This window comes from Streptomyces sp. NBC_01717 (genome assembly GCF_036248255.1).
GTDB lineage: Bacteria > Actinomycetota > Actinomycetes > Streptomycetales > Streptomycetaceae > Streptomyces.
Map to the genome: position 1 here is coordinate 5,001,472 of NZ_CP109178.1, position 23,215 is coordinate 5,024,686.

At 71.8% G+C, this 23,215-nt stretch carries 19 protein-coding genes, 1 tRNA gene and 1 riboswitch; of the genes, 9 read left to right on the top strand and 11 right to left on the bottom strand.

The annotated features are described in order from the left end of the window. Nucleotides 1-21: 21 nt before the first annotated feature. Nucleotides 22-768 carry a cobalt-precorrin-6A reductase gene (locus OHB49_RS22655; RefSeq protein ID WP_329162531.1) on the bottom strand — a complete coding sequence of 249 codons (747 nt, stop codon included), beginning with the start codon at nt 766-768 and terminating at the stop codon, nt 22-24. Nucleotides 769-783: 15 nt separating this feature from the next. Here OHB49_RS22655 and OHB49_RS22660 point away from each other — a divergent pair, with 15 nt between their 5' ends. Next, the gene (locus tag OHB49_RS22660) at nt 784-1,899 is read left to right on the top strand and encodes a cobalt-precorrin-5B (C(1))-methyltransferase (protein WP_030979932.1); all 1,116 of its coding nucleotides are present in this window, start codon (nt 784-786) and stop codon (nt 1,897-1,899) included. 117 nt (nt 1,900-2,016) lie between these two features. On the opposite strand, the gene cobM is transcribed toward OHB49_RS22660, so the two are convergent. The 5 genes from cobM to OHB49_RS22685 all read right to left on the bottom strand — a co-directional run bounded on the left by cobM (nt 2,017) and on the right by OHB49_RS22685 (nt 6,710). Next, nucleotides 2,017-2,766, bottom strand: coding sequence for a precorrin-4 C(11)-methyltransferase (cobM, locus tag OHB49_RS22665; RefSeq protein WP_030979931.1), 750 nt, complete (start codon nt 2,764-2,766; stop codon nt 2,017-2,019). Beyond that, nucleotides 2,763-4,052: a precorrin-6y C5,15-methyltransferase (decarboxylating) subunit CbiE gene (gene cbiE / locus OHB49_RS22670; protein WP_329162534.1), complete on the bottom strand. Its 1,290-nt coding sequence runs from the start codon at nt 4,050-4,052 to the stop codon at nt 2,763-2,765. Before cbiE ends, cobM begins: the two co-directional genes overlap by 4 nt. 208 nt (nt 4,053-4,260) lie before the next feature. Further along, nucleotides 4,261-4,668, bottom strand: a complete 408-nt coding sequence (locus OHB49_RS22675) for an SSI family serine proteinase inhibitor (protein WP_234433063.1) — start codon at nt 4,666-4,668, stop codon at nt 4,261-4,263. Between the two features lie 336 nt (nt 4,669-5,004). Further along, nucleotides 5,005-5,253: a hypothetical protein gene (locus tag OHB49_RS22680; protein ID WP_030979928.1), complete on the bottom strand. Its 249-nt coding sequence runs from the start codon at nt 5,251-5,253 to the stop codon at nt 5,005-5,007. 71 nt (nt 5,254-5,324) lie between these two features. Then, a complete protein-coding gene (locus tag OHB49_RS22685; protein WP_030979927.1) occupies nt 5,325-6,710 on the bottom strand; it encodes an FAD-binding oxidoreductase in 1,386 nt (461 codons plus the stop codon). A gap of 149 nt (nt 6,711-6,859) precedes the next feature. On the opposite strand from OHB49_RS22685, the gene OHB49_RS22690 reads away from it, so the two are divergent. Next, nucleotides 6,860-8,014, top strand: a complete 1,155-nt coding sequence (locus tag OHB49_RS22690; protein ID WP_329162539.1) for a sulfite oxidase — start codon at nt 6,860-6,862, stop codon at nt 8,012-8,014. Nucleotides 8,015-8,050: 36 nt separating this feature from the next. On the opposite strand, the gene OHB49_RS22695 is transcribed toward OHB49_RS22690, so the two are convergent. After that, nucleotides 8,051-8,467 (bottom strand): SHOCT domain-containing protein, encoded by a 417-nt coding sequence (locus OHB49_RS22695; protein ID WP_030979926.1) that lies wholly within the window; start codon nt 8,465-8,467, stop codon nt 8,051-8,053. A 168-nt stretch (nt 8,468-8,635) separates the two neighbouring features. Here OHB49_RS22695 and OHB49_RS22700 point away from each other — a divergent pair, with 168 nt between their 5' ends. The 6 genes from OHB49_RS22700 to OHB49_RS22725 all read left to right on the top strand — a co-directional run bounded on the left by OHB49_RS22700 (nt 8,636) and on the right by OHB49_RS22725 (nt 14,457). Continuing rightward, entirely contained in the window at nt 8,636-8,857 is a 222-nt protein-coding gene (locus OHB49_RS22700; protein WP_030979925.1) for a hypothetical protein, read from the top strand. Between the two features lie 91 nt (nt 8,858-8,948). After that, the gene (locus OHB49_RS22705) at nt 8,949-10,145 is read left to right on the top strand and encodes an SPFH domain-containing protein (protein WP_030979924.1); all 1,197 of its coding nucleotides are present in this window, start codon (nt 8,949-8,951) and stop codon (nt 10,143-10,145) included. A gap of 117 nt (nt 10,146-10,262) precedes the next feature. Next, nucleotides 10,263-10,336, top strand: a tRNA-Met gene (locus OHB49_RS22710). Between the two features lie 262 nt (nt 10,337-10,598). Then, the gene (locus tag OHB49_RS22715) at nt 10,599-11,795 is read left to right on the top strand and encodes a PP2C family protein-serine/threonine phosphatase (protein ID WP_329166586.1); all 1,197 of its coding nucleotides are present in this window, start codon (nt 10,599-10,601) and stop codon (nt 11,793-11,795) included. 248 nt (nt 11,796-12,043) lie between these two features. Continuing rightward, a riboswitch (cyclic di-AMP (ydaO/yuaA leader) is annotated at nt 12,044-12,196 on the top strand. A gap of 11 nt (nt 12,197-12,207) precedes the next feature. Beyond that, complete coding sequence (locus OHB49_RS22720) at nt 12,208-13,326, top strand: M23 family metallopeptidase (RefSeq protein ID WP_030979922.1); 1,119 nt, start codon at nt 12,208-12,210, stop codon at nt 13,324-13,326. 186 nt (nt 13,327-13,512) lie between these two features. Next, nucleotides 13,513-14,457 (top strand): aldo/keto reductase, encoded by a 945-nt coding sequence (locus tag OHB49_RS22725; RefSeq protein ID WP_329162547.1) that lies wholly within the window; start codon nt 13,513-13,515, stop codon nt 14,455-14,457. A 76-nt stretch (nt 14,458-14,533) separates the two neighbouring features. Here OHB49_RS22725 and OHB49_RS22730 read toward each other — a convergent pair whose 3' ends face one another. The 4 genes from OHB49_RS22730 to OHB49_RS22745 form a co-directional block, all read right to left on the bottom strand. Continuing rightward, nucleotides 14,534-16,081, bottom strand: a complete 1,548-nt coding sequence (locus tag OHB49_RS22730; protein WP_329162550.1) for a PrsW family intramembrane metalloprotease — start codon at nt 16,079-16,081, stop codon at nt 14,534-14,536. 90 nt (nt 16,082-16,171) lie between these two features. Next, complete coding sequence (gene trmB / locus OHB49_RS22735) at nt 16,172-16,981, bottom strand: tRNA (guanosine(46)-N7)-methyltransferase TrmB (protein WP_329162551.1); 810 nt, start codon at nt 16,979-16,981, stop codon at nt 16,172-16,174. Then, the gene (lhgO, locus tag OHB49_RS22740; protein WP_030979918.1) at nt 16,974-18,230 is read right to left on the bottom strand and encodes an L-2-hydroxyglutarate oxidase; all 1,257 of its coding nucleotides are present in this window, start codon (nt 18,228-18,230) and stop codon (nt 16,974-16,976) included. The genes trmB and lhgO overlap by 8 nt, the downstream gene beginning before the upstream one ends. A 161-nt stretch (nt 18,231-18,391) precedes the next feature. Then, nucleotides 18,392-19,987 carry a sporulation protein gene (locus OHB49_RS22745; RefSeq protein WP_329162554.1) on the bottom strand — a complete coding sequence of 532 codons (1,596 nt, stop codon included), beginning with the start codon at nt 19,985-19,987 and terminating at the stop codon, nt 18,392-18,394. A gap of 1,105 nt (nt 19,988-21,092) precedes the next feature. On the opposite strand from OHB49_RS22745, the gene OHB49_RS22750 reads away from it, so the two are divergent. Continuing rightward, a complete protein-coding gene (locus tag OHB49_RS22750) occupies nt 21,093-23,204 on the top strand; it encodes an asparagine synthase-related protein (protein WP_030979916.1) in 2,112 nt (703 codons plus the stop codon). Nucleotides 23,205-23,215 lie beyond the last annotated feature (11 nt).

Genomic DNA, 23,215 nt, shown 5'->3' on the forward strand with positions numbered 1-23,215 from the left:
CGAAGGTCACCCGACAGGCTCTCAGCCGCGCAGGCCGGCCAGCCAGTCCACGGCGAGTTCCGGCGTACCGACCACGGGCACGCCCTCCGGGACCGGCGGCCTGCGGACCACCACCACCGGGATGCCGGCCTCCCGGGCGGCGGCCAGCTTCGGTGCGGTGGCGTCGCCCCCGCTGTCCTTCGTGACGAGGACATCGAGGCGGTGACGGCGGATCAGTTCGCGCTCGCCGTCGAGCGTGAAGGGCCCCCGGTCCAGCAGGATCTCCATCCGCGCCGGGCGCGGTCCGTCGGGGGCGTCCACGGACCGCATCAGGAACCACAGGGAGTCGAGGCCGGCGAAGGCGGCGAGCCCCATCCGGCCCGTGGTCAGGAAGACGCGACGGCCCAGCGCGGGCAGGGCGGCAGCCGCCTCGTCGAGGGATCCGACCGGATGCCAGCGGTCGCCGTCGACGGGCACCCAGCCGGGCCGGCGCAGCGCGAGCAGGGGAACATGGGCGGCGGCGGCGGCCGACGCCGCATGGAAACTGATCGTTCCGGCGAAAGGATGGGTGGCATCGATGAGCGCGTCGACCCGGTGCGTACGCAGCCACTCGGCGAGCCCGTCGGCTCCGCCGAACCCGCCGACCCGCACCTCGCCGGGCGGCAGCTTCGGACTGGCCACCCGGCCGGCGAGCGAACTGGTGACCCGGGCCCCGGCCGGGAGCGCCCCCGCCAGGCTCTCGGCGAGGCGGCGGGCCTCCGTCGTGCCACCGAGGACGAGTACGTGCATGGGATCGGTCCAGACATGAGTGAGGCGAAGGGCGGGCGCAGCGCCCAACTCAAACACACCGGCCTGCGGCCCGGCTGGACGACCGGTGCCTGTGCGACCGCGGCCACGACCGCGGCGTACACGGCCCTGCTGACCGGCGACTTCCCCGACCCGGTGTCCATCACCCTGCCGAAGGGCCAGACCCCCGCGTTCGCGCTGGCGGTCGAGGAACTCGACGGGGAGCGGGCGACGGTCGGCGTGGTCAAGGACGCGGGGGACGACCCGGACGTGACGCACGGCGCGCTGGTGCGGGCCACCGTGCGCCGCCTGCCGCCCGGTTCGGGTGTGGTGTTCCGGGCCGGTCCGGGGGTGGGCACGGTGACCCGCCCCGGTCTGCCGCTCGACGTCGGCGAGCCCGCGATCAACCCGATGCCGCGGCAGATGATGCGCGACCACATCGCGCGCGTTGCTGCGGACCACGGGGCCACAGGCGACGTCGAGATCACCGTGTCCGTCGATCACGGTGAGGAGATCGCCCGTTCCACGTGGAACCCGCGCCTGGGCATCCTGGGCGGTCTGTCGATCCTCGGCACGACCGGGGTCGTCGTCCCGTACTCCTGCTCGGCGTGGATCGACTCGATCCGCCGCGGCGTGGACGTGGCCCGCGCGGCGGGGCACACGCATGTGGCGGGGTGCACGGGGTCGACCTCGGAGAAGACCGTCGTCGCCGAGTACGGCCTGCCGGAGATCGCGCTGCTCGACATGGGGGACTTCGCGGGAGCGGTGCTCAAGTACGTACGCAGGCATCCGGTGGACCGGCTGACGGTCTGCGGCGGGTTCGCGAAGCTGTCGAAGCTCGCTGCCGGCCATCTCGATCTGCACTCGGCCCGCTCCCAGGTCGACAAGGGGTTCCTGGCCGAACTCGCCCGGCAGGGCGGCGCGGACGCGGCCCTGGCCGCCGAAGTGGCGGACGCCAACACGGGCCTGGCCGCCCTCCAGCTGTGCGCGGCGGCCGGGGTCCCGCTGGGTGACCTGGTCGCGGTGGCCGCGCGCGACCAGGCGCTGTCGGTGCTGCGCGGGGCGCCGGTGGCCGTGGACGTCATATGCATCGACCGGGCGGGCACGGTCGTCGGCCGCAGCGGAGTCCACTGACCGTTCGGTCTCCCCCACCCCGCCCCTTCCCTGGAGTCCGCGATCACGGGACGGGATCGGTGTTCAAGCCCGTCCGGCGAGTGAGGGCCGGGGCCCGGGGGCGGCGCCCCCGGGGAGTCAGCAGACGTGCCGGTCGCGCTCCGCCGAGTACAGGTGGCTGTCGCGGAACTGCTCGGCGCCCAGCGTGCGGCCGACCATGATGACGGCGGTACGGATCACTCCGGCGGCCTTCACCTGCTCGGCGATGTCGCTCAGCGAACCGCGCAGGATCAGCTCGTCCGGGCGGGACGCCATGGCCACCACGGCGGCCGGGCAGTCGGCCCCGTAGTGCGGCAGCAGCTCCTCGACCACCCGGTCCACGTACCGGGCGGCCAGGTGCAGCACGATCAGCGCACCGCTGCGCCCGAGCGTCGCCAGGTCCTCGCCGTCCGGCATGGCTGTGGCGCGGTGGGCGATCCGGGTGAGGATGACGGTCTGGCCGACGGTCGGCACGGTCAGCTCCCGCTTCAGCGCGGCGGCGGCCGCCGCGAACGCCGGGACGCCGGGCACCACTTCGTACGGCACACCTGCCGCGTCGAGACGCCGCATCTGCTCGGCGACCGCGCTGAAGACCGACGGGTCGCCGGAGTGCAGCCGGGCCACGTCGTGCCCGTCCTCGTGGGCGCGTACCAACTCGTCCGTGATCTCGTCGAGGTTGAGCTGCGCGGTGTCGACGAGCAGGGCGTCCGGGGGGCATTCGGCGAGCAGTTCGCGGGGGACCAGGCTGCCCGCGTACAGACAGACCTGGCAGGCGGCGAGCGTCCGGGCACCGCGCACCGTGATCAGGTCGGCGGCGCCGGGCCCGGCGCCGATGAAGTACACGGTCATCTGTTCTCTCCTGATGAGGACGGTGAGGACGGGATCGGGGAGGTGCCGGCGGGCTTGCACACGGACCACTGGGTGACCGGCATGGCCTGCCGCCAGCCGGTGAAGCCGCCGACCGGCACGGCGTGCGCCACCGTGAGCCGCACCAGCTCGCCGCCGTGGCGCCGGTACCGCTCGGCGAGCAGCGCCTCGGACTCCAGCGTGACGGTGTTGGCGACCAGCCGTCCGCCGGGCGGCAGCGCGTCCCAGCAGGCGTCGAGCAGTCCCGGCACGGTCAGCCCACCGCCGATGAACACGGCGTCCGGCACCGGCAGTCCGGCGAGCGCCTCCGGGGCCCGGCCGGTGACCACATGCAGCGTGGGGACGCCGAGCCGATCAGCGTTACGTGCGATGCGCCCGGCCCGTACGGGGTCGCGCTCGACAGTGACGGCGCGACAGGACGGGTGCGTACGCATCCACTCGACGGCGATCGATCCGGAACCGCCGCCGACGTCCCACAGCAGCTCGCCGGGTGCCGGGGCCAGTGCCCCGAGGGTGGCGGCGCGGACATGACGCTTGGTGAGCTGTCCGTCGTGCTCGTAAGCGTCGTCCGGCAGGCCGGGTACGGCGCCGAGCCGCAGTGCGTCCGGGGCCCGCCGGCACTCGACCGCAATGACGTTCAGCGGATCGCCCGACGGGTGCGCCCACCCGTCGGCCGTCCCCGTGACACAGTCCTCGGCCTCGCCGCCGAGCTGTTCCAGCACTCGCATCGGGCTGGGCCCGAAACCGCGTTCGCGCAGCAGCGCGGCCACTTCACCGGGGGTTCCGGCGCCCGCGCTCAGCACCAGCAGCCGCCGGCCCTCGTGCAGGGCGGCGGCCAGCCGGGCGGTGGGTCTGCCCACCAGCGTGACGACCTCGGTGTCCTCCAGCGGCCAGCCGAGCCGGGCACAGGCATAGGAGACGGACGACGGATGCGGCAGGACGCGGAGGTTTCCGGCACCCAACTCCTCGCAGAGCGCGCGCCCGATGCCGTAGAACATGGGGTCGCCACTGGCCAGCACGGCGACCCGAAGCCCCCGATGCGCGGCAAGGAGACCGGCCACGGCGGGCCGCAGCGGAGAGGGCCAGGGCACACGGCGCCCCGTACAGACCGGCGGCAGCAGATCCAGCTGCCGCGCACCGCCGATCACCGCCTGCGCGTCGAGCAGCGCCGCGCGCGAGTTCTCCGGCAGCCCCGCCCACCCGTCGGCGCCGATCCCCACCACGGTCGGCGCAGGTGGCGGGGGTATTGCGGGCTCTGTGGGGATCACGGCCGGTACCTCGGTGTTCGGGGGCTGACGCAGCCGAAACTCTACTGTTCGCGCTGACCGGCGAGATCGTTCCGGCCGGGTGAGCATCGCCATACGTACGGCGGAACACCCTCGGCCGGACAGTGCCTCTCCCCCGGCCCGCAGGACAGCGCAAGGCCCCTGCCCGGCGCGTGGGCCGGGCAGGGGCGTTCGGGACCCGAGGCCCGGATCAGAACGCGAAGACGGGTCCCGCGGCCGCCTCCATGACGCAGGCGTTCGGGTAGGTGCGCTGCCAGTCCACCGTGTCGCCGTCGTACGTCCCCTTCGCGGTGACCGTGACGGGGTCGTGGATCAGCGGGCACAGGTGCGGGTCGCCGGGCAGCCTGTCGAAGTCGCCACCGGCCTCGTCCAGCGCGGCGCACGCCTCCGCCGCCCTCGGGTAGTGGCCCTCGGGGGTGGCCGGACACTGGAGGGCGATGCCGCGGATCCAGGTGTTCTCGCTGCCGGAGACGGTCAGGAAGAGGACGGTTTCCCGGGAGTCGGCGTGTGCGGTCGGGGACATGAGCAGGGGTGCGGCCAGGGCGGCTGCTGTCAGCCAGACGGCGGCCAGGCGCCGGGCGACGGTAGAGATGATCACACCGGGGGTAACGAACCGCCGGTCACGAGGACACGAGCGGCGCTCCTTCCAGGTGGGGTGAACGGACGGTTCGGGCATGCCGTTCGATCCGTGGGGCCAGCTCGTATCCGCAGGGCTGCCGCACTCCGCCGGTGCAGGACGGAGACTGCACGCCCGTGGAGCAGATCCTCATGGGCGTGGGCATCATCCCCGCATCACCGGGTCGATGCGGACATGGAAGCGGCCCCGCTGGTCTCGCCACCGGAGCCGGCCCTTCCAGGGCGCCACACGTGAGAGTGTACGTCCTTACTTTTTAGGATACACCGCAAATCGGTTAAAAGCGGATTCTTTTCCCGTCTATTCCGTGCTGCCGTGCCACTGCCCCTCGACGCGGAACCACAGGTCCGCCGCGTAGACGGCATGGACGACCGGGGCTTCCCCCCTCGCCACCTGCAGGACCCTCAAGGCGCCGCTGGGGAGCACGTCGTACTCGTAGACCACCTCGGAGTCGCCGTCCGTGGTGTCCGTGTACGAGATGTCCGCCACCCCCCGCTCCGCGTATTCCTTGGGAGGACGATCCTCGACCAACTTGACGAAAACACCCATACATTGACGATAGGACCGCCGAAGCCGTCGCGCTCGCCGGACGGCGTCCACGACCGAGGAGCCGGAACCGGTCAGTGCTGCTCGGCCGGCGTGATGTTCTGGTTGGCGTGGAAGAAGTTGTCCGGGTCGTAGGCCTGCTTGATCTTCGCGAGCCTGTCGTAGTGACCGCGGTAGGTGGCCCTCACCCGGTCCGGCGTCTCGCCCGCGCCGATGAAGTTCACGTACGTGCCGCCCATCGAGTGCGGATGCAGCTCCTCCCAGTAGTCCACGCACCACTGCCTGAGCTTCTCGGCGCTGTCGGGGTCCGGGTCGATGCCCGCGATGACACCGGACCAGACCGCGTCCCGATAGGCCCAGGCCGTGTCGTCGGGGCCCAGCCGGTGGGCTGCTCCGTCCACCGGGTACAGATGCATGGTCGACAGATCGGTGGGGAGGTTCTCGGCGTACTTGGTGTGCACGTCGATGGCGCCGTCCGTGATCCGGTCGAAGAGATTGCCGCGCCAGTACCACTGCAGACCGGCCGGGAGCAGTTCGTCGAACATGCCCTGCAGCGCGGGGTACGGCATCGGTGCCGTGAAGTGGAAGGCCGGCGGGCCCGGTTCGTTCACGACCTTTAGGGTCTCTTCCAGGAGTTCGGGGTCGCCGGTCCAGCACCAGACGACGCCGCACATCTTCTGGCCGTGCAGCTCCTCCGGGAACGGCGGGCCGGGTGGCACGCTGAGCGCCGCGAAGAAGCCGTTCAGCGCCTCGGGCGCCTGCGGCAGGAAGTCCCGGTACCACTCGAGGACTTCGCGGGTCCGGTCGACCGGCCATACGGTGATCGCCACGCCCACGGTGTCCACCGGGTGCAGCCGGAAGCTGAACGAGGTGACGACGCCGAAGTTCCCGCCGCCGCCCCGCAGCGCCCAGAACAGATCGGCGTTCTCGCTCTCGTTCGCGGTGACGAAGCTGCCGTCGGCCAGTACGACGTCCGCCGCGAGCAGGTTGTCCACCGTCAGGCCGTAGCTGCGGGTGAGATAGCCGTGGCCGCCGCCTAGGGTGAGGCCGCCGATACCCGTGGTGGACTGGATCCCGGCCGGGGTGGCCAGCCCGAAGCCGTGGGCGGCGTGGTCGAGGTCGGCGAGCCTGCTGCCGCCGCCGACGCGGGCGGTACGGGTGCTCGGATCGATGTGCGCCCAGCGCATGGGCGACAGGTCGAGGGTGACGCCGTCGTCCACCAGGCACAGTCCGCCACCGCTGTGGCCGCCGCCCCGGACGGCGAGTTCGAGACCTTCGTCGCGGATGAAGCCGACGGCGGCCATGACGTCCGCCGCGTCCGCGCACCGCACCACGGCAGCCGGACGCCGGTCGATCATGGCGTTGTAGACCGTGCGCGCCTCGCGGTACTCCGGGTCCTGCGGGCCGATGACCGGGCCACGCAGCGCGGTTCGCATCGCTTCGAGAGTGGTGCCGTCCATGGTCGTCTCCTTGCCGGGCGCGCGGACCGCCGATTCCTCCACGCTCCCGCCGGGCGGGGGGCCGTGCAATCGCGCGGAGCCGCGCAAAGAGCGACATGCGGTGTCGGGGAGCGGTGGGCTCCGGACGCCGGCGGGCGCACCATGAAGCCATGGATGAAGGCCCAGGGGCCTTTGCCGGCGACCTCAGCCCACCGGGGCGCCTCGCCGGGCCCGGCGAGGGCATCAGCCCGGAGGAACTCGCTCTCGCGGCGCGCAACCATGGATTGCCGCTGGAGGCGCTGCGTCACGACCTCACCCCGCTCGGACTGCACTACGTACTGGTCCACTACGACATCCCGTACGTCCCCGACGCCTCCGTCGCGCGCTGGCAGCTCACCGTGCACGGCCGGGTCCGCAGACCGCTGGCGCTGGACGTGGCGGCCCTCCGGTCGTTTCCGGCCGTCACCCTCCGCGTCACGATGGAGTGCGCGGGCAACGGCCGGGCCCTGCTCGCACCGCGCCCGGTCAGCCAGCCGTGGCTGGTGGAGGCGGTCGGTACGGCGGAGTGGACCGGGGTGCCGCTCCGACTGCTGCTCGCCGAGGCCGGAATCGAGCCGGATGCCGTCGAGGTCGTCTTCAGCGGGGCCGACCATGGGGTCGAGCGGGGCGTGGAGCAGGACTACCGGCGGAGCCTGCCGCTGGACGTGGCCGCCGGAGACGATTCGGCAGCGCTGGTGGCGTACCGGATGAACGGCGGGCCGCTGCCGCCGCAGCACGGCCATCCGCTACGGCTGGTGGTGCCCGGCTGGTACGGCATGGCGCATGTGAAGTGGCTCCGCGAGATCCGGCTCACCGGCACCCCGTTCACCGGATTCCAGCAGGCGACGGCCTACCGCTACCGCCAGGAGCCCGGCGATCCGGGCCGGCCCGTCACCCGGATGGCCCCACGGGCGCTGATGATCCCGCCCGGGTGCCCGGACTTCATGTCCAGGATCCGTTTCGTACGCCCCGGCCGCGTTCTGCTGGAAGGAAGGGCCTGGTCGGGGTGGCCGCCGGTCACCCGGGTCGAGGTGACCACGGACGACTGCCGCTCCTGGTGCGACGCCGAACTCGCCCCGCCGGACAGGAGCGGGGCGCACCTCTGGGCCTGGCAACGGTGGCAGTCGTTCTGGACGGCCACGCCGGGGAACCATGTCCTCGCCGCCCGCGCCACCGATGCGGCGGGCCGGGTCCAGCCGCTCACCCAGCCGTGGAACCGCGGCGGCTTCGGTAACAACCGCATCCAGCGGATCCCGGTCCACTGCGGGCCGGGACGGCCGGGATGAGGGAGTACGCCGTGGCGGCCGGAGGGGCGGTACGGCTCAGATGAGGAGCTTCGTCTTCGCCTGCCGGAACTCCTCTTCCGTGATCGCGCCCCGGTCCTTGAGGTCCGCGAGTTTCGCCAGGTCCTCGACGCTGCCGCCGCTCTTCGGTGTGCCGCCACCCGTGTGACCGGTGCCTGCGGCCTCACGGACGTACGTCTTGAAGGCGGCTTCTCTCTCCTGGGCCTCCTTGAGGTCGCGCTTGCCCATGGATTTGCCACGCGCGATCACATAGATCAGGACGCCGAGGAACGGCAGCACCAGGGCCAGGATCAGCCAGCCCGCCTTGGCCCAGCCCCCCAGGTCGTCGCTGCGGAAGATGTCCGCGATGACCTTGAAGAGGAGGAACAGCCACATGATCCAGAGGAAGAACCAGAGCATGGTCCAGAACAGATTGAGCAGGGGGTAGTCGTCCATGTTCGGCTCCCTGGTCGTCGCTGTGGCGCAGCGTCGAATGACTGATGTCTGAATTCTGAATCAGTCATATCACCACATATAGCCGCCTGCTCGCCGTCGTTCGAGGCCGTTCCTCAGGGGGTGGTGCGGAGTACCTTGGAATCATGAGGGAGGCGTGGGCGAGGGCGTATGAGAGCCGCAGATGAGTCCGCCCTGAGCCCGGTCGGGGCGATCGGGCGCGTGACCGTGCCGATCCCGCAGGACGGCCCGGGCGAAGTGCTGGTGGCCGTACGGGGTGGGTCGGAGGCCTACACCGCATGGTCGACGACGTCGATCGACCGCGACGAACGTGTGGTTGTCGTCGACTCGGTCTCGGCGCGCAGCGTGATGGTCGAACGGCTGCCGGCCTGAACGCAGGAAGCGGAGCCGGGACCCGACCTCAGGGACCGACGCCGAGAACCCGACACCGCGATGAAAACGACCCAACGGCAGGAGTTCGCTCATGTTGTTCTGGCACGTTCCCGCCCCCAACGAGGCGATGCTCATCTCCGGATCGAAGCGGCAGACGCAGGACACCCAGTTCCGGATCGTCACCGGCCACGGCAGTTTCGTCGTACCCGTGAAGCAGAAGGCGCGCATGCTCTCCCTGGCGCTGCGCGAGGCGGAGATCACCGAGGACTGCGTCACCCAGCAGGGCATCCGTCTCAACGTCCGCGCGGTCGCCGTCTTCAAGGTCGGTGACGACGCCGTCTCCATCGCCAACGCCGCACGCCGCTTCCTGTCCGAGCAGGACCAGATGGAGGAGCTCGCCGGCCGGATCTTCGCCGGTCACCTGCGTTCCATCATCGGCGGGCTGACCGTCGAACAGATCATCCGGGAACGGAACCGGGTCTCCCAGGAGGTCATCGCGGGCAGCCACGGCGAGATGGAGAAACTCGGCATCGTCGTGGACGCCCTCCAGATCCAGGAGATCGACGACGCCACCGGCTACATCAACAACCTCGCGGCCCCGCACGCGGCCGCCGTCGCCAGCCAGGCCCGGATCGCCCAGGCCAGGGCCGACCAGGAAGCGGCCGAGCGCGAGCAGCAGGCCGCGGCGCTCAAGGCCGAGTACGAACGGGACACCGCGATCAAGCGGGCCGGCTTCCTCGCCGAGACCGAGCAGTACAACGCCCGCGCCGCCCAGGCCGGACCGCTGGCCCAGGCCAGGGCGTCGCAGGAGGTCATCGAGGAGCAGACGGCTCTGGCCGAGCGGCAGGCCGGGCTGGCCGCACAGCGGCTGGAGGCGGAGGTCAGGCGTCCGGCGGACGCCGAGGCGTACCGGCAGCGCACGCTCGCCGAGGCCGCCCGTGACCGGGCGAAGTTCCAGGCCGACGGCAACGCGTACACCGAACGGACCCTGGCTCAGGCGCAGGCCGACGCCAACACCGCCCGCGCCGCCTCGCTCCGGGACGGCAACCAGGAACTGATCGCTGCCAACCGCATCGTGGAGAACCTGCCGGCGCTGGCCGACGCGGCCGCCCGCGGGATGAAGGGGGCCAATCTCACCGTGCTCAACGGCACCAACGGGGTCAATGAGATGGCGGCGGGTGTGGTGGGCCAGGGGCTGGCCATTCTCCACTCGCTCCAACGCAGCGCGAGCGCGGGGAAACCGGCGGTCGGCGCGAAGCCGGCGCCGCGCATCACCGACTCGAACTGACCCGGTCGGGGCCGGGACGGGAAAGGTGCGGGAAGGGCGTCGGGGCCGTCCGATCGGGCAGCCATTTCATCGGTGGTCAGCAGTGCGTTCCTGATGGCGTACAGTTGTGTTTACCGACGCGGGGTGGAGCAGCTCGGTAGCTCGCTGGGCTCATAACCCAGAGGTCGCAGGTTCAAATCCTGTCCCCGCTACTGAAGAATCAGGCCCGGCATGCATTAAGCGTGCCGGGCCTGATTCGTGTTTTCCGTCCCCCCTTTGGCCGATGAGGAGTCGCCGCGCGACGCCGCTCCGGCAAACCTGGGAAGCGGGACGCATGTCCGCAGCCGTGCGCATACAGGTCAGGGTCAGCCGTGCGTGTGCCGTGCAGGGACAGCCGTGCGGGTACGGGGTATGAGACAGGGCACACCGCCCAGGACAGCACAGGGCGCGCCGGGCAGGAGACCACAGGTGGGGATGGCGAAGGAGCTGCGCGGGGGGCGGGCCCGGGGGCGTGCCAGGGGGCGTGCCGTGGTGCGCGGCTGGGCCTGGTGGTTCGTGCGTGCGCTGCCGTTTCTGATGATCGTCGGTGGGCTCGTGTTCGACTACCTCAGCCCACCGCCCTTCACCGCCGTCCCGATGTTCGTGGCCGCTCCGTTGATCGCCGCACCGTTCTTCTCGCTGACCAACACCGTCCTTACCGGCGTCGCCGCGATTTTCTCGATCCTCGCGCTGAGGTTGTCCAGCGGCACTCTGCTGCACATCGTGCCGTCCATCGAGCTCTCCACCGTGATCACGGTCTCGGGCCTCGCCGTCGTCATCAACCAGGTCGTACGCCGCGGCAACGAGCAGCTGGCTTCGGCGCGGGTCATCGCGGAGACCGCCATGCGGGCCGTGCTGCCGACGCCGTCCGAGCGGATCGGGGGACTCCATGTCGCCGCGCGGTACGAGGCTGCCCAGGCGGACGAATTCGTCGGTGGTGACCTGTTCGCCGTGGCGGAGAGCTCGTACGGAGTACGGCTCGTGGTCGGGGACGTGCGGGGCAAGGGGCTCGAAGCGGTCGGGACGGTGGCGGTGGTCATCGGCGCGTTCCGGGAGGCCGCCGAGCAGGAGGATTCGCTGGAGGGCGTGGCGCGGAGGCTGGAGCGGGCGCTGGCGCGGGAGGGGGCGAGGCAGGGCGGGATCGATCCGGTCGAGGGGTTCGTCACCGCCGTGCTCGCCGAGATTCCGCCTGGTGCGGCCGAGGTGCGGATCGTCAACCGCGGCCACCCCGAGCCGCTGCTGCTCCACCCCGACGGTTCGCTGGAGGTGTTGTTCCCGACGGTGCCCGCGCTGCCGCTCGGCATGGACCTGGGGGTGTGGACGGACCGGGCCGACGTATGGGAGCTGGCCACCGGGATGACGCTGCTCGCGTACACGGACGGACTCTCCGAGGCGCGCGACGCCCAAGGGGTCTTCTACGATCCGGCGGCCCGGCTGCGCGGGCGGATCTTTCCCGGGCCCGAGGAGCTGCTGTCCGCGCTGGCCGACGACGTACGGCTGCACACCGGCGGCAGATCCACCGACGACATGGCGCTGCTCGCGGTCGCACGTCCCGCGCAGGGGCAGCCGAAGCGGCGCAGAACTGTGAAGATCGTGGGCCGGGATGCGAGTGAGGAAGGGCTGAGTCGGTGAAGGGGCTTCGCAGGGCGATGCCACCGTGCGTAATCGAAAGGCCTCGCTCCGCATAACATTTGACGCAACGTCAGAAACCGGGTAGTGGCTGAGTGGCGATCAACTCGCCCGTTTCCGCCCGATTGTGTCCCGTAAAGTCCAGGCCAAGGGCGTTAACGATCAGTGGGAACGGCTTGGAATCGGACCCGTCCGTCTATTAACGTTCGATAACGCAGCGCGGTTGTCCCAGCCGTCGTCAGTGGCGGCACCGTGCGCGAGCGCCGAATTCCGTAAGGGAACCGGGGAACCACCTACATGGGGTGAATCGGACACCTGTGTCTCGTGAGAGGCAGAGGGATCCGTAGGAGACCTTCCTGCTCCGAACCCGTCAGCTAACCCGGTAGGCGAGAAGGAAGGAAAGGAGTGCGCCCCCGTGGCGTCCAACAAGCCTGCCCCCGAAGCCCCCTCCCGGTTCGGCTCCGACTTCACGACCGAGTACGGAACCGAGCAGAGAACCGATTTCGGCGCCGAGTTCACCACTGAATTCGCGACCGACGGTTTCGGTGAGACCGACCGGGCGTGGGAGGAATGGAACCCCACCGAGGAGTCCGTCCGCCCCGTGCGCGGCAGGCACCGCGTCGTCAAGCAGCGCAACGGGCTCGCCCGCAGCTCCACGGTGCTCGGAGTCGGCGTCATCGCGGCCGTGGGCGCGGGTGGCATGGCCACCGCGCAGAGCAAGCCGCCGGTCTCCATCTCCCTTCCCGACTCTCTCGCGGACAACCTCCCCGACGCCAAGTCCCTTCCCGGCGTGGGCGCCCTGTTCTCCGACGAGTCCGCCACCGACCAGGCGAAGTCCGCGGCTGCCACCGCCCCGCTCACCAGTGCCGGCATCACCACCGCCGAGGCCGAGCAGGGCACCACCGACGCCGGTGAGGCGCTGCGAGCCCGCATCCTCCAGCAGGCCGAGCAGCAGCAGAACGCCGCCGAAGCGGAGATCAAGGCCGCCGAGGAGAAGGCCGCCGCGGAGAAGGCCGCCGCCGAGGCCAAGGCGAAGCAGGACGTCGCAGAGGCCAAGGCCGCCGCCGAGAAGAAGAAGGCGGAGGAAGCGGCGAAGGCGAAGGCCGAGGCCGCACGGCTTGCCAAGCTCGCCGCCTCCTACGCCATCCCCACCTCCTCGTACACGATCACCTCGACCTTCGGTGAAGCCGGTTCGATGTGGTCCTCCGGTTACCACACCGGCCTCGACTTCGCGGCGCCGACCGGCACCCCGATCAAGGCCGTCCACAGCGCCACCGTCAAGTCGGCGGGCTGGTCCGGTTCGTACGGCTACCGCACGGTCCTGGAGCTCGAGGACGGTACGGAGCTGTGGTTCTGCCACCAGTCGTCGATCGACGTCAGCGTCGGCCAGAAGGTCACCACGGGTGACACCATCGGCCGTGTCGGAGCCACCGGCAACGTGACCGGACCCCACCTCCACCTGGAGGTCCACACCCCGGACGGCACCGGCATCGACCCGATGACCTGGCTGCGCGACAAGGGCCTCACCGTCTGAGCCCGCGCCGGTTCTCCGGCCCCGCGAACCCGGCAGTCCTGACGCTCCCCCCCGACGTCAGGGCTGCCGGTCTGCTGTCCCCGGTCCTTGCGACGCCGGTGCCGACGCCCGTGCGGATGCCCGTGCGGATCCCCTTTCATCCCCCGGTACGGAATAGCGGCCGCGGCGGAGTCCGTTGATCCATTCATGACTTCTCTTCGTAAGCTCGGCTCTTCCGACCTCCAGGTCTTCCCGCTCGCGCTCGGTGGCAACGTCTTCGGCTGGACCGCCGACGAGGCGCAGTCGTTCGCCGTACTCGACGCGTACGTCGCGGCGGGTGGCAACTTCCTGGACACCGCCGACGCGTACTCCGCGTGGATCCCCGGCAACGAGGGCGGCGAGTCGGAGACGGTCATCGGCAAGTGGCTCGCCGCACGCTCCAACCGCTCCGACATCGTCGTCGCCACCAAGGTCGGCGCCCACCCCGCGTACAAGGGGCTCTCCGCCGCCACCATCAAGGCCGCGGCCGAGGAGTCGCTGCGCCGGCTGGGCACCGACCACATCGACCTCTACTACACGCACTTCGACGACGAGACCGTCCCGGTCGAGGAGATCATCACCGCCCTCGACCAGCTGGTGAAGGACGGCAAGGTGCGCGAGATCGCCGCCTCCAACATCAGCCCGGAGCGGCTCCAGGCGTCTCTGGACTTCTCCGAGCGCGAGGGGCTCGCACGTTACGTCGCCCTGCAGCCGCACTACAACCTCGTCTCCCGCGACACGTACGAGGGCGAGCTCCAGGAGACGGCCGCCCGCGCCGGGCTCGCCGCCGTCCCGTACTTCGCCCTGGCCTCGGGCTTCCTCACCGGCAAGTACCGTCCGGGTGCGTCGGTGGAGAGCGCGCGGGCCGAGAAGGCCGGCCAGTACCTGGCGTCGGAGCGCGGTCAGAAGGTCCTGGCCGCACTCGACAAGGTCGCCAAGGAGCGCGGCGCCGAGGTCGCGACCGTCGCCCTGTCCTGGCTCGCCGCCCGTCCGACCGTCGCCGCGCCGATCGCCTCGGCCCGTACGGTCGAGCAGGTGCCCGCACTGGTGGCCGTGGCCGACCTTCAGCTGACCGAACAGGAACTGGCGGAGCTCACCGAGGCGTCGGCCTGAGCCCTCACCGGGAGCGCGGGGGCGGGACGCTGCCGTACGGCGGCCGGGCATACGGCTGCTGGGCGTGGGGTGGCAGCTACGGGTTCGGGCGGTAGCCGCCGTACTGCGGGTACGGGGCCGGCCCCGTAGGTATGTACCGGGGGCGCAGGCGGCCAGTCGCCTGCGCCGCGTAGGTCAGCGCGGGTCCGGCCACCTCCCTGCGCTGCCAGAGATGGTGCAGCAGCTCCAGCTCGCGCGCCACGAAGTCCGGGTCCGCGGCCCCGCGGCGGGCCCGGTGGCGCAGGAACGCCAGCGACGTCGCGAACGACTCGTACTCGGCGACCGCGCGGGCGGCCGCTCTGCCCCGCGCCTTGGCCTGCGCCTTGGCATGACGACGGACCTGAGCCACGACCCGGCTGCCGCCGTACGCCGGCGAGTGGACCGGTGGCGGGCCGGGCGCGGGGTAGCCGTAGCCGGGGCTTGTGTACGGCACTGCGTACGAGGTGCTGTATGCAGTCGCACTTCCGTGGACACTCGCGCTTCCGTTCGCACGCGCGTGCTGGTGGCGTGCCATGTCCCGGGCCATGCCGCGGGCCCGCATCGAGGAGAGCGCGAGCGGCTCGGCCGGGGTGAGCCAGCCGGCTGCCGCATAGGCGGGCAGCTCGGTGGCCAGTGTCCGCAACTCCCGTTGGCGCGACCAGATCACCAGCCAGGTGACCAGCCCGAAGACCGGGACCATGAACACCCCGTACACGACATAGAAGCCGTACGGACCGAACGATCCCGAGCCGTTCCACAGGGCGTGCATGCCCATCGCGAGGATCAGCCCGAGCAGGGGCAGCAGGATCCGGCGGATGCGGTGGCGACGTGCGCAGAGCGCCGCGAATCCGAAACCCAGGCCGGTCAGCACAGTGAATAGCGGATGCGCGAACGGCGTCATCACGACGCGTACGAAGAACGTCGCGGCCGTCACCGACGCGAAGCCCGATGTACCGATCTGCTGGTCCTCGCCGAAGGCATTGCCCAGATAGAGGATGTTCTCGGTGAAGGCGAAGCCCGTCGCGGTGAAGCCCGCGATGACGACGCCGTCGAGGATGCCGCTGAAGTGGCGCCTTCGGAAGAGGAAGATCAGAAGGACGGCCGCGGCCTTCGCGCTCTCCTCGACCACCGGCGCTATCACCGTGGCGCCGAGGGTGTCCGCGCCCGCCGGGTCGGCGGTGGCCGTCGCGATCCAGCGGGTCGCGAACGAATTCGCGATGATCGCGACCAGAGCGGCGGCGCACGCACCCCAGGCGAAGGCGAACAGCAGATTCCGCCAGGACCACGGCTCGACCCGGTCCAGCCAGCGGAACGCCGCCATCAGAAGCGGTACGGGCAGTACGGCGAGGCCCAGACCGACCAGGAACCCCTCCGTACCCGTCTGATCGCGGACCAGGGCGAGGATCACCAGCCCGCAGAGAGCCAGCACCGTGAAGACCGCACCGGCACGGAACGTCTTGCTCCGCCAGACCAGGCCGACCCGGCGCGGCCGGTAGCGCCACTGGCCCCGTTCCGGCACGGCCGCCAGGATCTCGCCGACCCGCTGCTCCTGGAGAAGCGGGACGGCCGGCTGCGACTGTTTCTGCTGCACAGACCCGTCGGACACCCGATGACCCTAACGAGGGGGACCGACAACTGACCATGGGGCGACGGGGGATGCGTACCGGCCCCGTAGGAAAATCAGCAGCTCAGCGGCTCAGCGGCGGGCGAACAGCAGGTCGTGCACGACATGGCCCTTGTCCAGGCCCTGTCCCTCGAACCGGGTCAGCGGCCGGAACGCGGGCCGTGGCGCGTAGCCGCCGTCCGCCTGGGTGTTCTCGAAGCGGGGGTGCGCGGTCAGCACCTCCAGCATCTGCTCGGCGTACGGCTCCCAGTCGGTCGCACAGTGCAGCACGGCCCCCGGCTTCAGCCGCTGCGCCACCAGATCGAGGAATTCCGGCTGGATCAGCCGCCGCTTGTGGTGGCGCTTCTTCGGCCACGGGTCGGGGAAGTACACCCGCAGTCCGTCGAGCGAGTCCGGCGGCAGCATCTCGCGCAGCAGGATGATCGCGTCGCCGTTGGCCACCCGGATGTTGGACAGACCGTTCCGGTCCGCGAGACCGAGCAGGTTGCCCTGGCCCGGGGTGTGCACATCGACGGCGAGTATGCCGGTGCCCTGGTCGTCGGCCGCCATCTGCGCGGTGGCCTCACCCATCCCGAAGCCGATCTCCAGCACGACCGGGAGCCCGTCGAACAGCTCCGGCAGGTCGAGGACCGACTGCCCGTCGATGTCCAGACCCCACTTCGGCCAGAGCCGCTGCAGAGCGTCCTCCTGGCCGGGTGTGACACGGCTGCGGCGCGGCTGGAAACTGCGGATCCGGCGCTCGTGGTGCGAACCGGCCGGATCGGCGGCGGGCCCGCCGGGGAAGCGCGGCTCCTGACGCAGCCTGCGCTGCCGCTCGAAGGCGGCGGCACGCAGATCGTGGGACTCGTCGGTCTCGGGGGCGGGATTCAAGGACTCAGACACAATGCCCCGATTCTACGGCGGGCGGCTTCCATCCCGTCCCGCGTGCCCGGAGCAGCGCCCTGCGTGCCACCTCCCGCCCGATGGGCAGCGAGGCCGTAGCGGCGGGCGACGGGGCGTTCAGTACGTGCACGGTGTGCGGGGCCTCACGGATCAGGAAGTCGTCCACCAGCGTGCCGTCGCGCAGCACCGCCTGGGCCCTGACGCCCGCCGCGGCGGGACGCAGATCGTCCTCGGTGACGTCGGGCAGCAGCCGCCGCACCGCGGCCGTGAACGCGCGCTTCGACAGCGAGCGGTGCACCTCTCCCGCCCCGTACCGCCAGTGCCTGCGTGCGATCCGCCAGGAGCCGGGCCAGGCCAGCGTGTCGAGGAGCTCGTTCGGGCGTACGACCGGCCAGCCGTACCCCTCGCGGGCCAGCGCCGGCACCGCGTTCGGCCCGACGTGGACGTTGCCGTCGTGGCCCCGGGTCAGATGCACCCCGAGGAACGGGAACGCCGGGTCGGGGACCGGGTAGACCAGCCCGCGCACCAGCTCCGGCCTGGCCAGCTCGTAGTACTCCCCGCGGAAGGGCACGATCCGCACGCCCGGGTCGTCGCCCGCGAGGAGCGCCACCCGGTCGCACTGCAGCCCCGCGCAGTTGACCAGGACCCGGGCCCGCACCACCCGTCCGTCCGCCGTCCGCACCGCCACACCCCACGGGCGGCGGTCGATCGCCGTGACCTCCGCCCCGAACCGGATCAGCCCGCCCGCGCCACGCACCTCGGCCGCGAACCGCTCGGTGACGGCCTTGAAGTCGCACACCCCGGTCGTCCCGACCCGGATCGCCGCGAGCCCGCGCACCTGCGGCTCGTACTCCGCGATCTGCGCAGGTCCCAGCTCCCGCACCGGCAGCCCGTGATTCCGGCCGCGCTGCACCAGCGCGTGCAGCCGGGGCAGCTCGGACCGCTCGGTCGCGACGATCAGCTTGCCGGTCACCGCGTGCGGAATGCCGTGCTCCGCACAGAAGTCGACCATCTCCGCGGCGCCGCGCACCGCATAGCGGGCCTTCAGCGAGCCAGGGCGGTAGTAGATACCGCTGTGGATCACGCCGCTGTTGCGCCCCGTCTGATGGCGCGCCGGGCCCCACTCCTTCTCCAGCACCGTCACCCGCGTGCCCGGAGCGGTCCGCGTGATCGCATACGCCGTCGACAGGCCGACGATCCCGCCGCCGATCACCAGCACATCGCAGTCGTACGCCGCGTGCGTCATCATCACGCCACCTCCCACCCCGATAGTGCACTGACCCACTGACAACGCACTCAAACCCACGGGGCCCAGCGTGGCGCCGAGATTTCGGCCGGAGGCCGCCTGCGCGTCGCCCGGAGGACTCCGCGCAGGCATCCGAGGAGGCGGCCGTCGCCCGGGGGAGGCCGCTACGCGGGCGCCACCAGCAGCGGTCGCGCCCGCTCACGCAGCTCGGCGACGCGCGGCTCGTCCCCGTACGGTTCGAGGCGGTGCAGCAGGTCCCGTACGTACTCGGTCGTCCGCGCCGACGAGATGCGGCCCGCCACCTCCACCGCCCGGGTGCCCGCCGCGCACGCCGCGTCGAGGTTGCCCGACTCCAGCTCGGCGACCGCCGAGACCACCAGTCGCAGCCCGTGCGAGCGGACGAACTCCTCGGTGGGCCGGGACAGTGCCTGTTCGGTGAAGCGCCGCACCTGCCGGGGCGCCTTCAGATCGCGGTAGCACTCCGCGGCGTCGGCGGCGAACCTGTCGTACGAGTAGAAGCCCAGCCACGACGGGTCCGCGTCGCCGTCCCGGGAACGCTCCAGCCAGCTCTCGGCGGCCTTGAGCGCCGCCCCCGCGGCCGGTGCGTCGCTCGCCTTCGCGTGGGCCCGCGCCTCGACAAGACGGAAGAAACTCATGGTGCGGGCGGTGGCGAGCCCGCGATTGCGTTCGACGGCGGCCTGCGCGAGGTCGACCCCCTCGTCGGCGAAGCCGCGATAGGTCGCCTGCAGCGACATCGAGGCGAGGACATAGCCGCCGAGCGGTACGTCGGCGGCGGCCCGGGCCAGCCGCAGCGCCTGGATGTAGTACCGCTGCGCGGCTTCCTGCTGGCCGGTGTCGAATGCCATCCACCCGGCGAGTCTGGTCAGCTCGGCGGCGGCGCCGAACAGCGCCCGGCCCACCTCGTCGCTGTACGAACCGAGGAGCAGTGGCGCCGCGTCCACCCGTAAGCACTCCGGGACCATGGAGGAGCGCCAGTCGCCGCCGCCGTACTTGGAGTCCCAGCGGCGCGCGTCCTGGGCCGCCTCGCGCAGCTTGGTCACGTCGCTGTGGCCGACCCGGAGCGGCGAGATGTCGTTCATGGAGTCGGGCCCCGGCTGTACGGGAAGGGCGGGAGCTCCCGGAGCACCCGGCGCGCCCTCCGGGCTCGGAACGCCCGGTGCTGCGCCTGCTGATGCGCCCCGTTGTGCGCCCGGCGCACTCTGTGCGCCGTGTGCAGTCGGCACACTCTGCGTGCCGAGGATCTCCACCTCCGCGGCCGACGAGTCGCGTGCCACCGACGCGTCGGCGGGGGATATCAGCCAGCGGGACGCGGGTGTCGCATACGCACTGACCGAGAACGAGCCCGCCAGCGACTGCCAGATCCCGCCGCCGCCCGCCCGCCGTCCGGCCAGATCCAGCCGATACAACTCGGTTGCCGAACGCACCGCCTCACCCACATCGCGCGGGAAGGCAAGACCGACCTCCGGCGCCGGATCGGCGTCCGCGAGCCCGATCTCGTGCAGCGGGACCGGGCGGCCGAGTTTCGCGCCGATCGCCGCGGCGATGAGATGGGGCGCGGCGCCCTGAGGCACCATGCCCTTGGAGACCCATCTCGCCACCGAGGTCTTGTCGTAGCGAAGTGTCAGACCGCGCTGCGCCCCGAGGTCGTTGACCCGCCGGGCGAGCCCGGCGTTGCTGATTCCCGCGAGGGCGAGAACGGTTCCGAGCTTCTCGTTCGGCCCGCGTTGCTCCCTGGACATGCGCCACCCCTCGACACACAGACGGCCGCCGCGTCACCCGTCGAGGCGCGCGGCATTCGTACCGTGTCCTCCCCAGGGACGGACCCCGGCACTCCGGCCGCACAGGCATGTGGCCGAGCCCCGAGGAATATGCCTCCTGCCGAGAACCTCAGTGAACCCAGCGTAGTTCGCCGCATCCCTACCGTTAAGGGGCAGACGTCCGTATGGCGGGATTGTTGCCCGTGCGGACGGTCGCGGACGGACGGTGGAAGGAGTGCGACGGGACGGAGGGGAGGTGGGAGGGCGCGAGGGGCGGGAGGGGAGCGCGAGGCGGACGGCCGGCGGACACGAGGCGGACGGGGAGCGAGCCCGCCGTGACGATCCGGTCGCCCTGCGGACCTGCCGGAATGCCGCTCCGGACCCTGCGGGGCGAGCTCCCCTCGTGCTCCTGCCGTGTGGCCGTGCGCCCGGCCGTGCGCTGTTGTCCGGCCGTCGAGAGAGCGCTTCCATGGGTGCTGCGTGGGTCGGCCCACTGCACTGGACACAGTGGGCTGGGGGACACTGCCGCCTCATTCCCCGCAGGCGGCGGACCGGTCCGGGAGGCGTACCCCGCCTTCCGGACCGTGCGCGGAACCGGTGCGGCAGCCAGTACGGAGTCGGCGCGGATTCGGCCCGACAGCCTTGCCCCAAACCGCAATATAACGGCGCATCATGTGCGACGTTCTTCGTGCCCAGCAGTCGATCTACCCTCCGAGAATGGCCGAATGACGTCGGTCGGTCAGGGTTGAGCCGAGCGATTCGCGGACACTCGAAGGGCCGTTGACGGGCGGACCGTACCGGCCGGATTTCAGCCGGTACGGTCCGGGTGCGGCGGGGAACGCAACACCCGGAACGTTTGCCTCCGTTGTCCTGCGGCCCGCCACGCCGTCCGCGCCGACGGGGTCGGGCACCCGCCACCTGCCCTCCGGCCTTTGCCAGGGGCGCATGCGCTTCCGACGTGCGCCCTCCGTAGCCACTCCTGCGCGCCGTTGTCGTGGCAGCATGTTCGCAACGGCGCTGCATGCTCCCGCAGTTCTCCCGACATGTTCCGGGCGCGCCGTTTTGTCCACAGCCTGTGGAGGCGGCGATGCGTTGGTTGGTGGGGTGGAGCAGTATCGCCGCGAGTTTCGGCACGGTCGGGGCCGTCGACGCGGGTGACGAGGGGCGCACGGTGCACCCCGTGGGCTCCCAGCTCCTGTGGGGCGACCCGGATCCGCTCTGGGCCGTCGGCGACTGGCGGCCCGACGAGATCCGGATCAGCACCCTGGAGACCGCCGAGGGCACACCCACCGCCCGCCTCGCCGTCCTCGGCTGCTGCGGCGCCACCGACGAACAGCTCCGGCTCGGCCTCCTCGCCGCCCGCGGCGGGGCGCTGCGCCATCTCACCGCCTGGGCAGGCAGTTACACGGCCGTCGTCCAGATAGGCCGACGGGTCACCGTCGTCGGGGACCTCGCCGGAGCCCGCCCGGTCTTCTACACACCGTGGGCCGGCGGCACGGCGTACGCGACCGCCGCACTCCCGCTCGCCGACCTGATCGAGGCGCAGCTGGACATCGGCCACCTGGCCGCGCTGCTCGCCTGCCCCGAGACACCGGAGGCGCTGCGTGACGGCACTCCGTACGTGGGTGTGAAGCGCATCCCGCCGGGGCACGCGCTCATCCTCCGCGAGGGCTCGCGCGAGATCACCGGGTACGAACCGGTGGCCTCCCTCGCCGTTGCGGCGCCCCAACTCGACCCGGTGAGCGCCGTGGACGGGGTGCGCGATGCGCTGGTCGAAGCGGTACGCGCCAGACTCACGGCCCCGCGCCACGCCCCCGAGTCCCTGCCGCCCGACCCGGGCCCGGTCCCCGGCATGGGCCCCGCCGAACGCCGCGCCGCCCGCGGCGCACCCGTCCCCGGCATCGGCGCCGACCTCTCCGGAGGCAGCGCCTCCGCCACCCTCGCCCTGCTCGCCGCGGGGCTGCCGGGGCTGCCCGGCACGCTCCTCGGCCACGGCACGGGAGCGGGCGAGCGGCTGCTCGCCGTCACCTTCAACGACCTCACCACCCGCGACCACGAGGACGAACTCGAACGCGCCGCGGTCATCGCCGCCAACCCGCGCCTGCACCACATCGTCGTCGCCGCCGGCGAGGAGGCCCTGCCCTACGCCGACCTGGGCAGTGGCCCGCTCACCGACGAACCGGCCGCATCCCTCGTCGTCGCCGAACGCCACCGCCGCCGGCTGGCCGCGGGCAGCGCCGACCACTTCGTCGGTGACGGTGCCCGGCAGGTCCTCGACGCCCACCCGGCCCGACTCGCCGACCTCCTGATGGATCGGCGCCGACGCCACCTCCTGCGCCCGGTCGCCGCCCTGGCCAGAGCCGAACGGCCGTCGGCGCACTCGTTGTTCGTCCCGCTGACCGTCTACCGCGCCGCCCGCCGCCTGGCCCGTACGTCGTACCGCACCGGCCTCGAGGCGGCGGCCGCCCGGCTCCCGGACGCCAATCGCCACACCCCCGGCCTCGACACCCCCGCCGACGCCTCGCTCGCCGCGCTCACCTGGTCGCGGCCCGGCCCGGCCGCACGCTGGCTGACGGGGGAGGCACTCGCCGAAGTATCGGTGCGTCTGCAGGAGGCGGCCATCCGCCCCACCTCCGTGCAGCGCCCCGGTGAGGCGCGCGCCCGGGCCGCGCTCGCCCGGCACGCCGCCGACCACCGGGTCCTGGAGCAGGCCGCCGAGATCCGCAGCCAGCGGCTGCACGCCCCGTTCCTCGACAACCAGGTGGTGCGTGCCGCCCGCGCCCTGCCCGAATCTCTGCGGGTCCAGCCCGGCGCCCGCGCCGCGATCCTGCGCCGGGTCCTCGCCGGTGCGGGCATCCATGAACTGCCGGCGGGCTGGGGCACCCCCTCCCAGGCCACCTCGACCGCGGTCAGCCGCACCGGCCTGCGTACCGCGCTCCCCGACCTGATCGCGCTCTTCGACGCCCCGCTCCTCGCCGACGCGGGCCTGATCGAGGCCCGGGTCGTGCGGAAGGCACTGCGCGCGGCCTCCGAGGGCGAACCGCTGCCCCTGGACGGACTTGCCGACCTGGCAGCCACGGAACTCTGGCTCCGCCGCCTCGTCTCGCGCCGCGGAACCTGCTGGACAGGCTCGGCGGCGCCCCGACAGCGCGCGGTGGCGGGCGGAGTGGCCCCGGCGCGACGCACCCTGCAAGGCTGACGGCCGGCCGC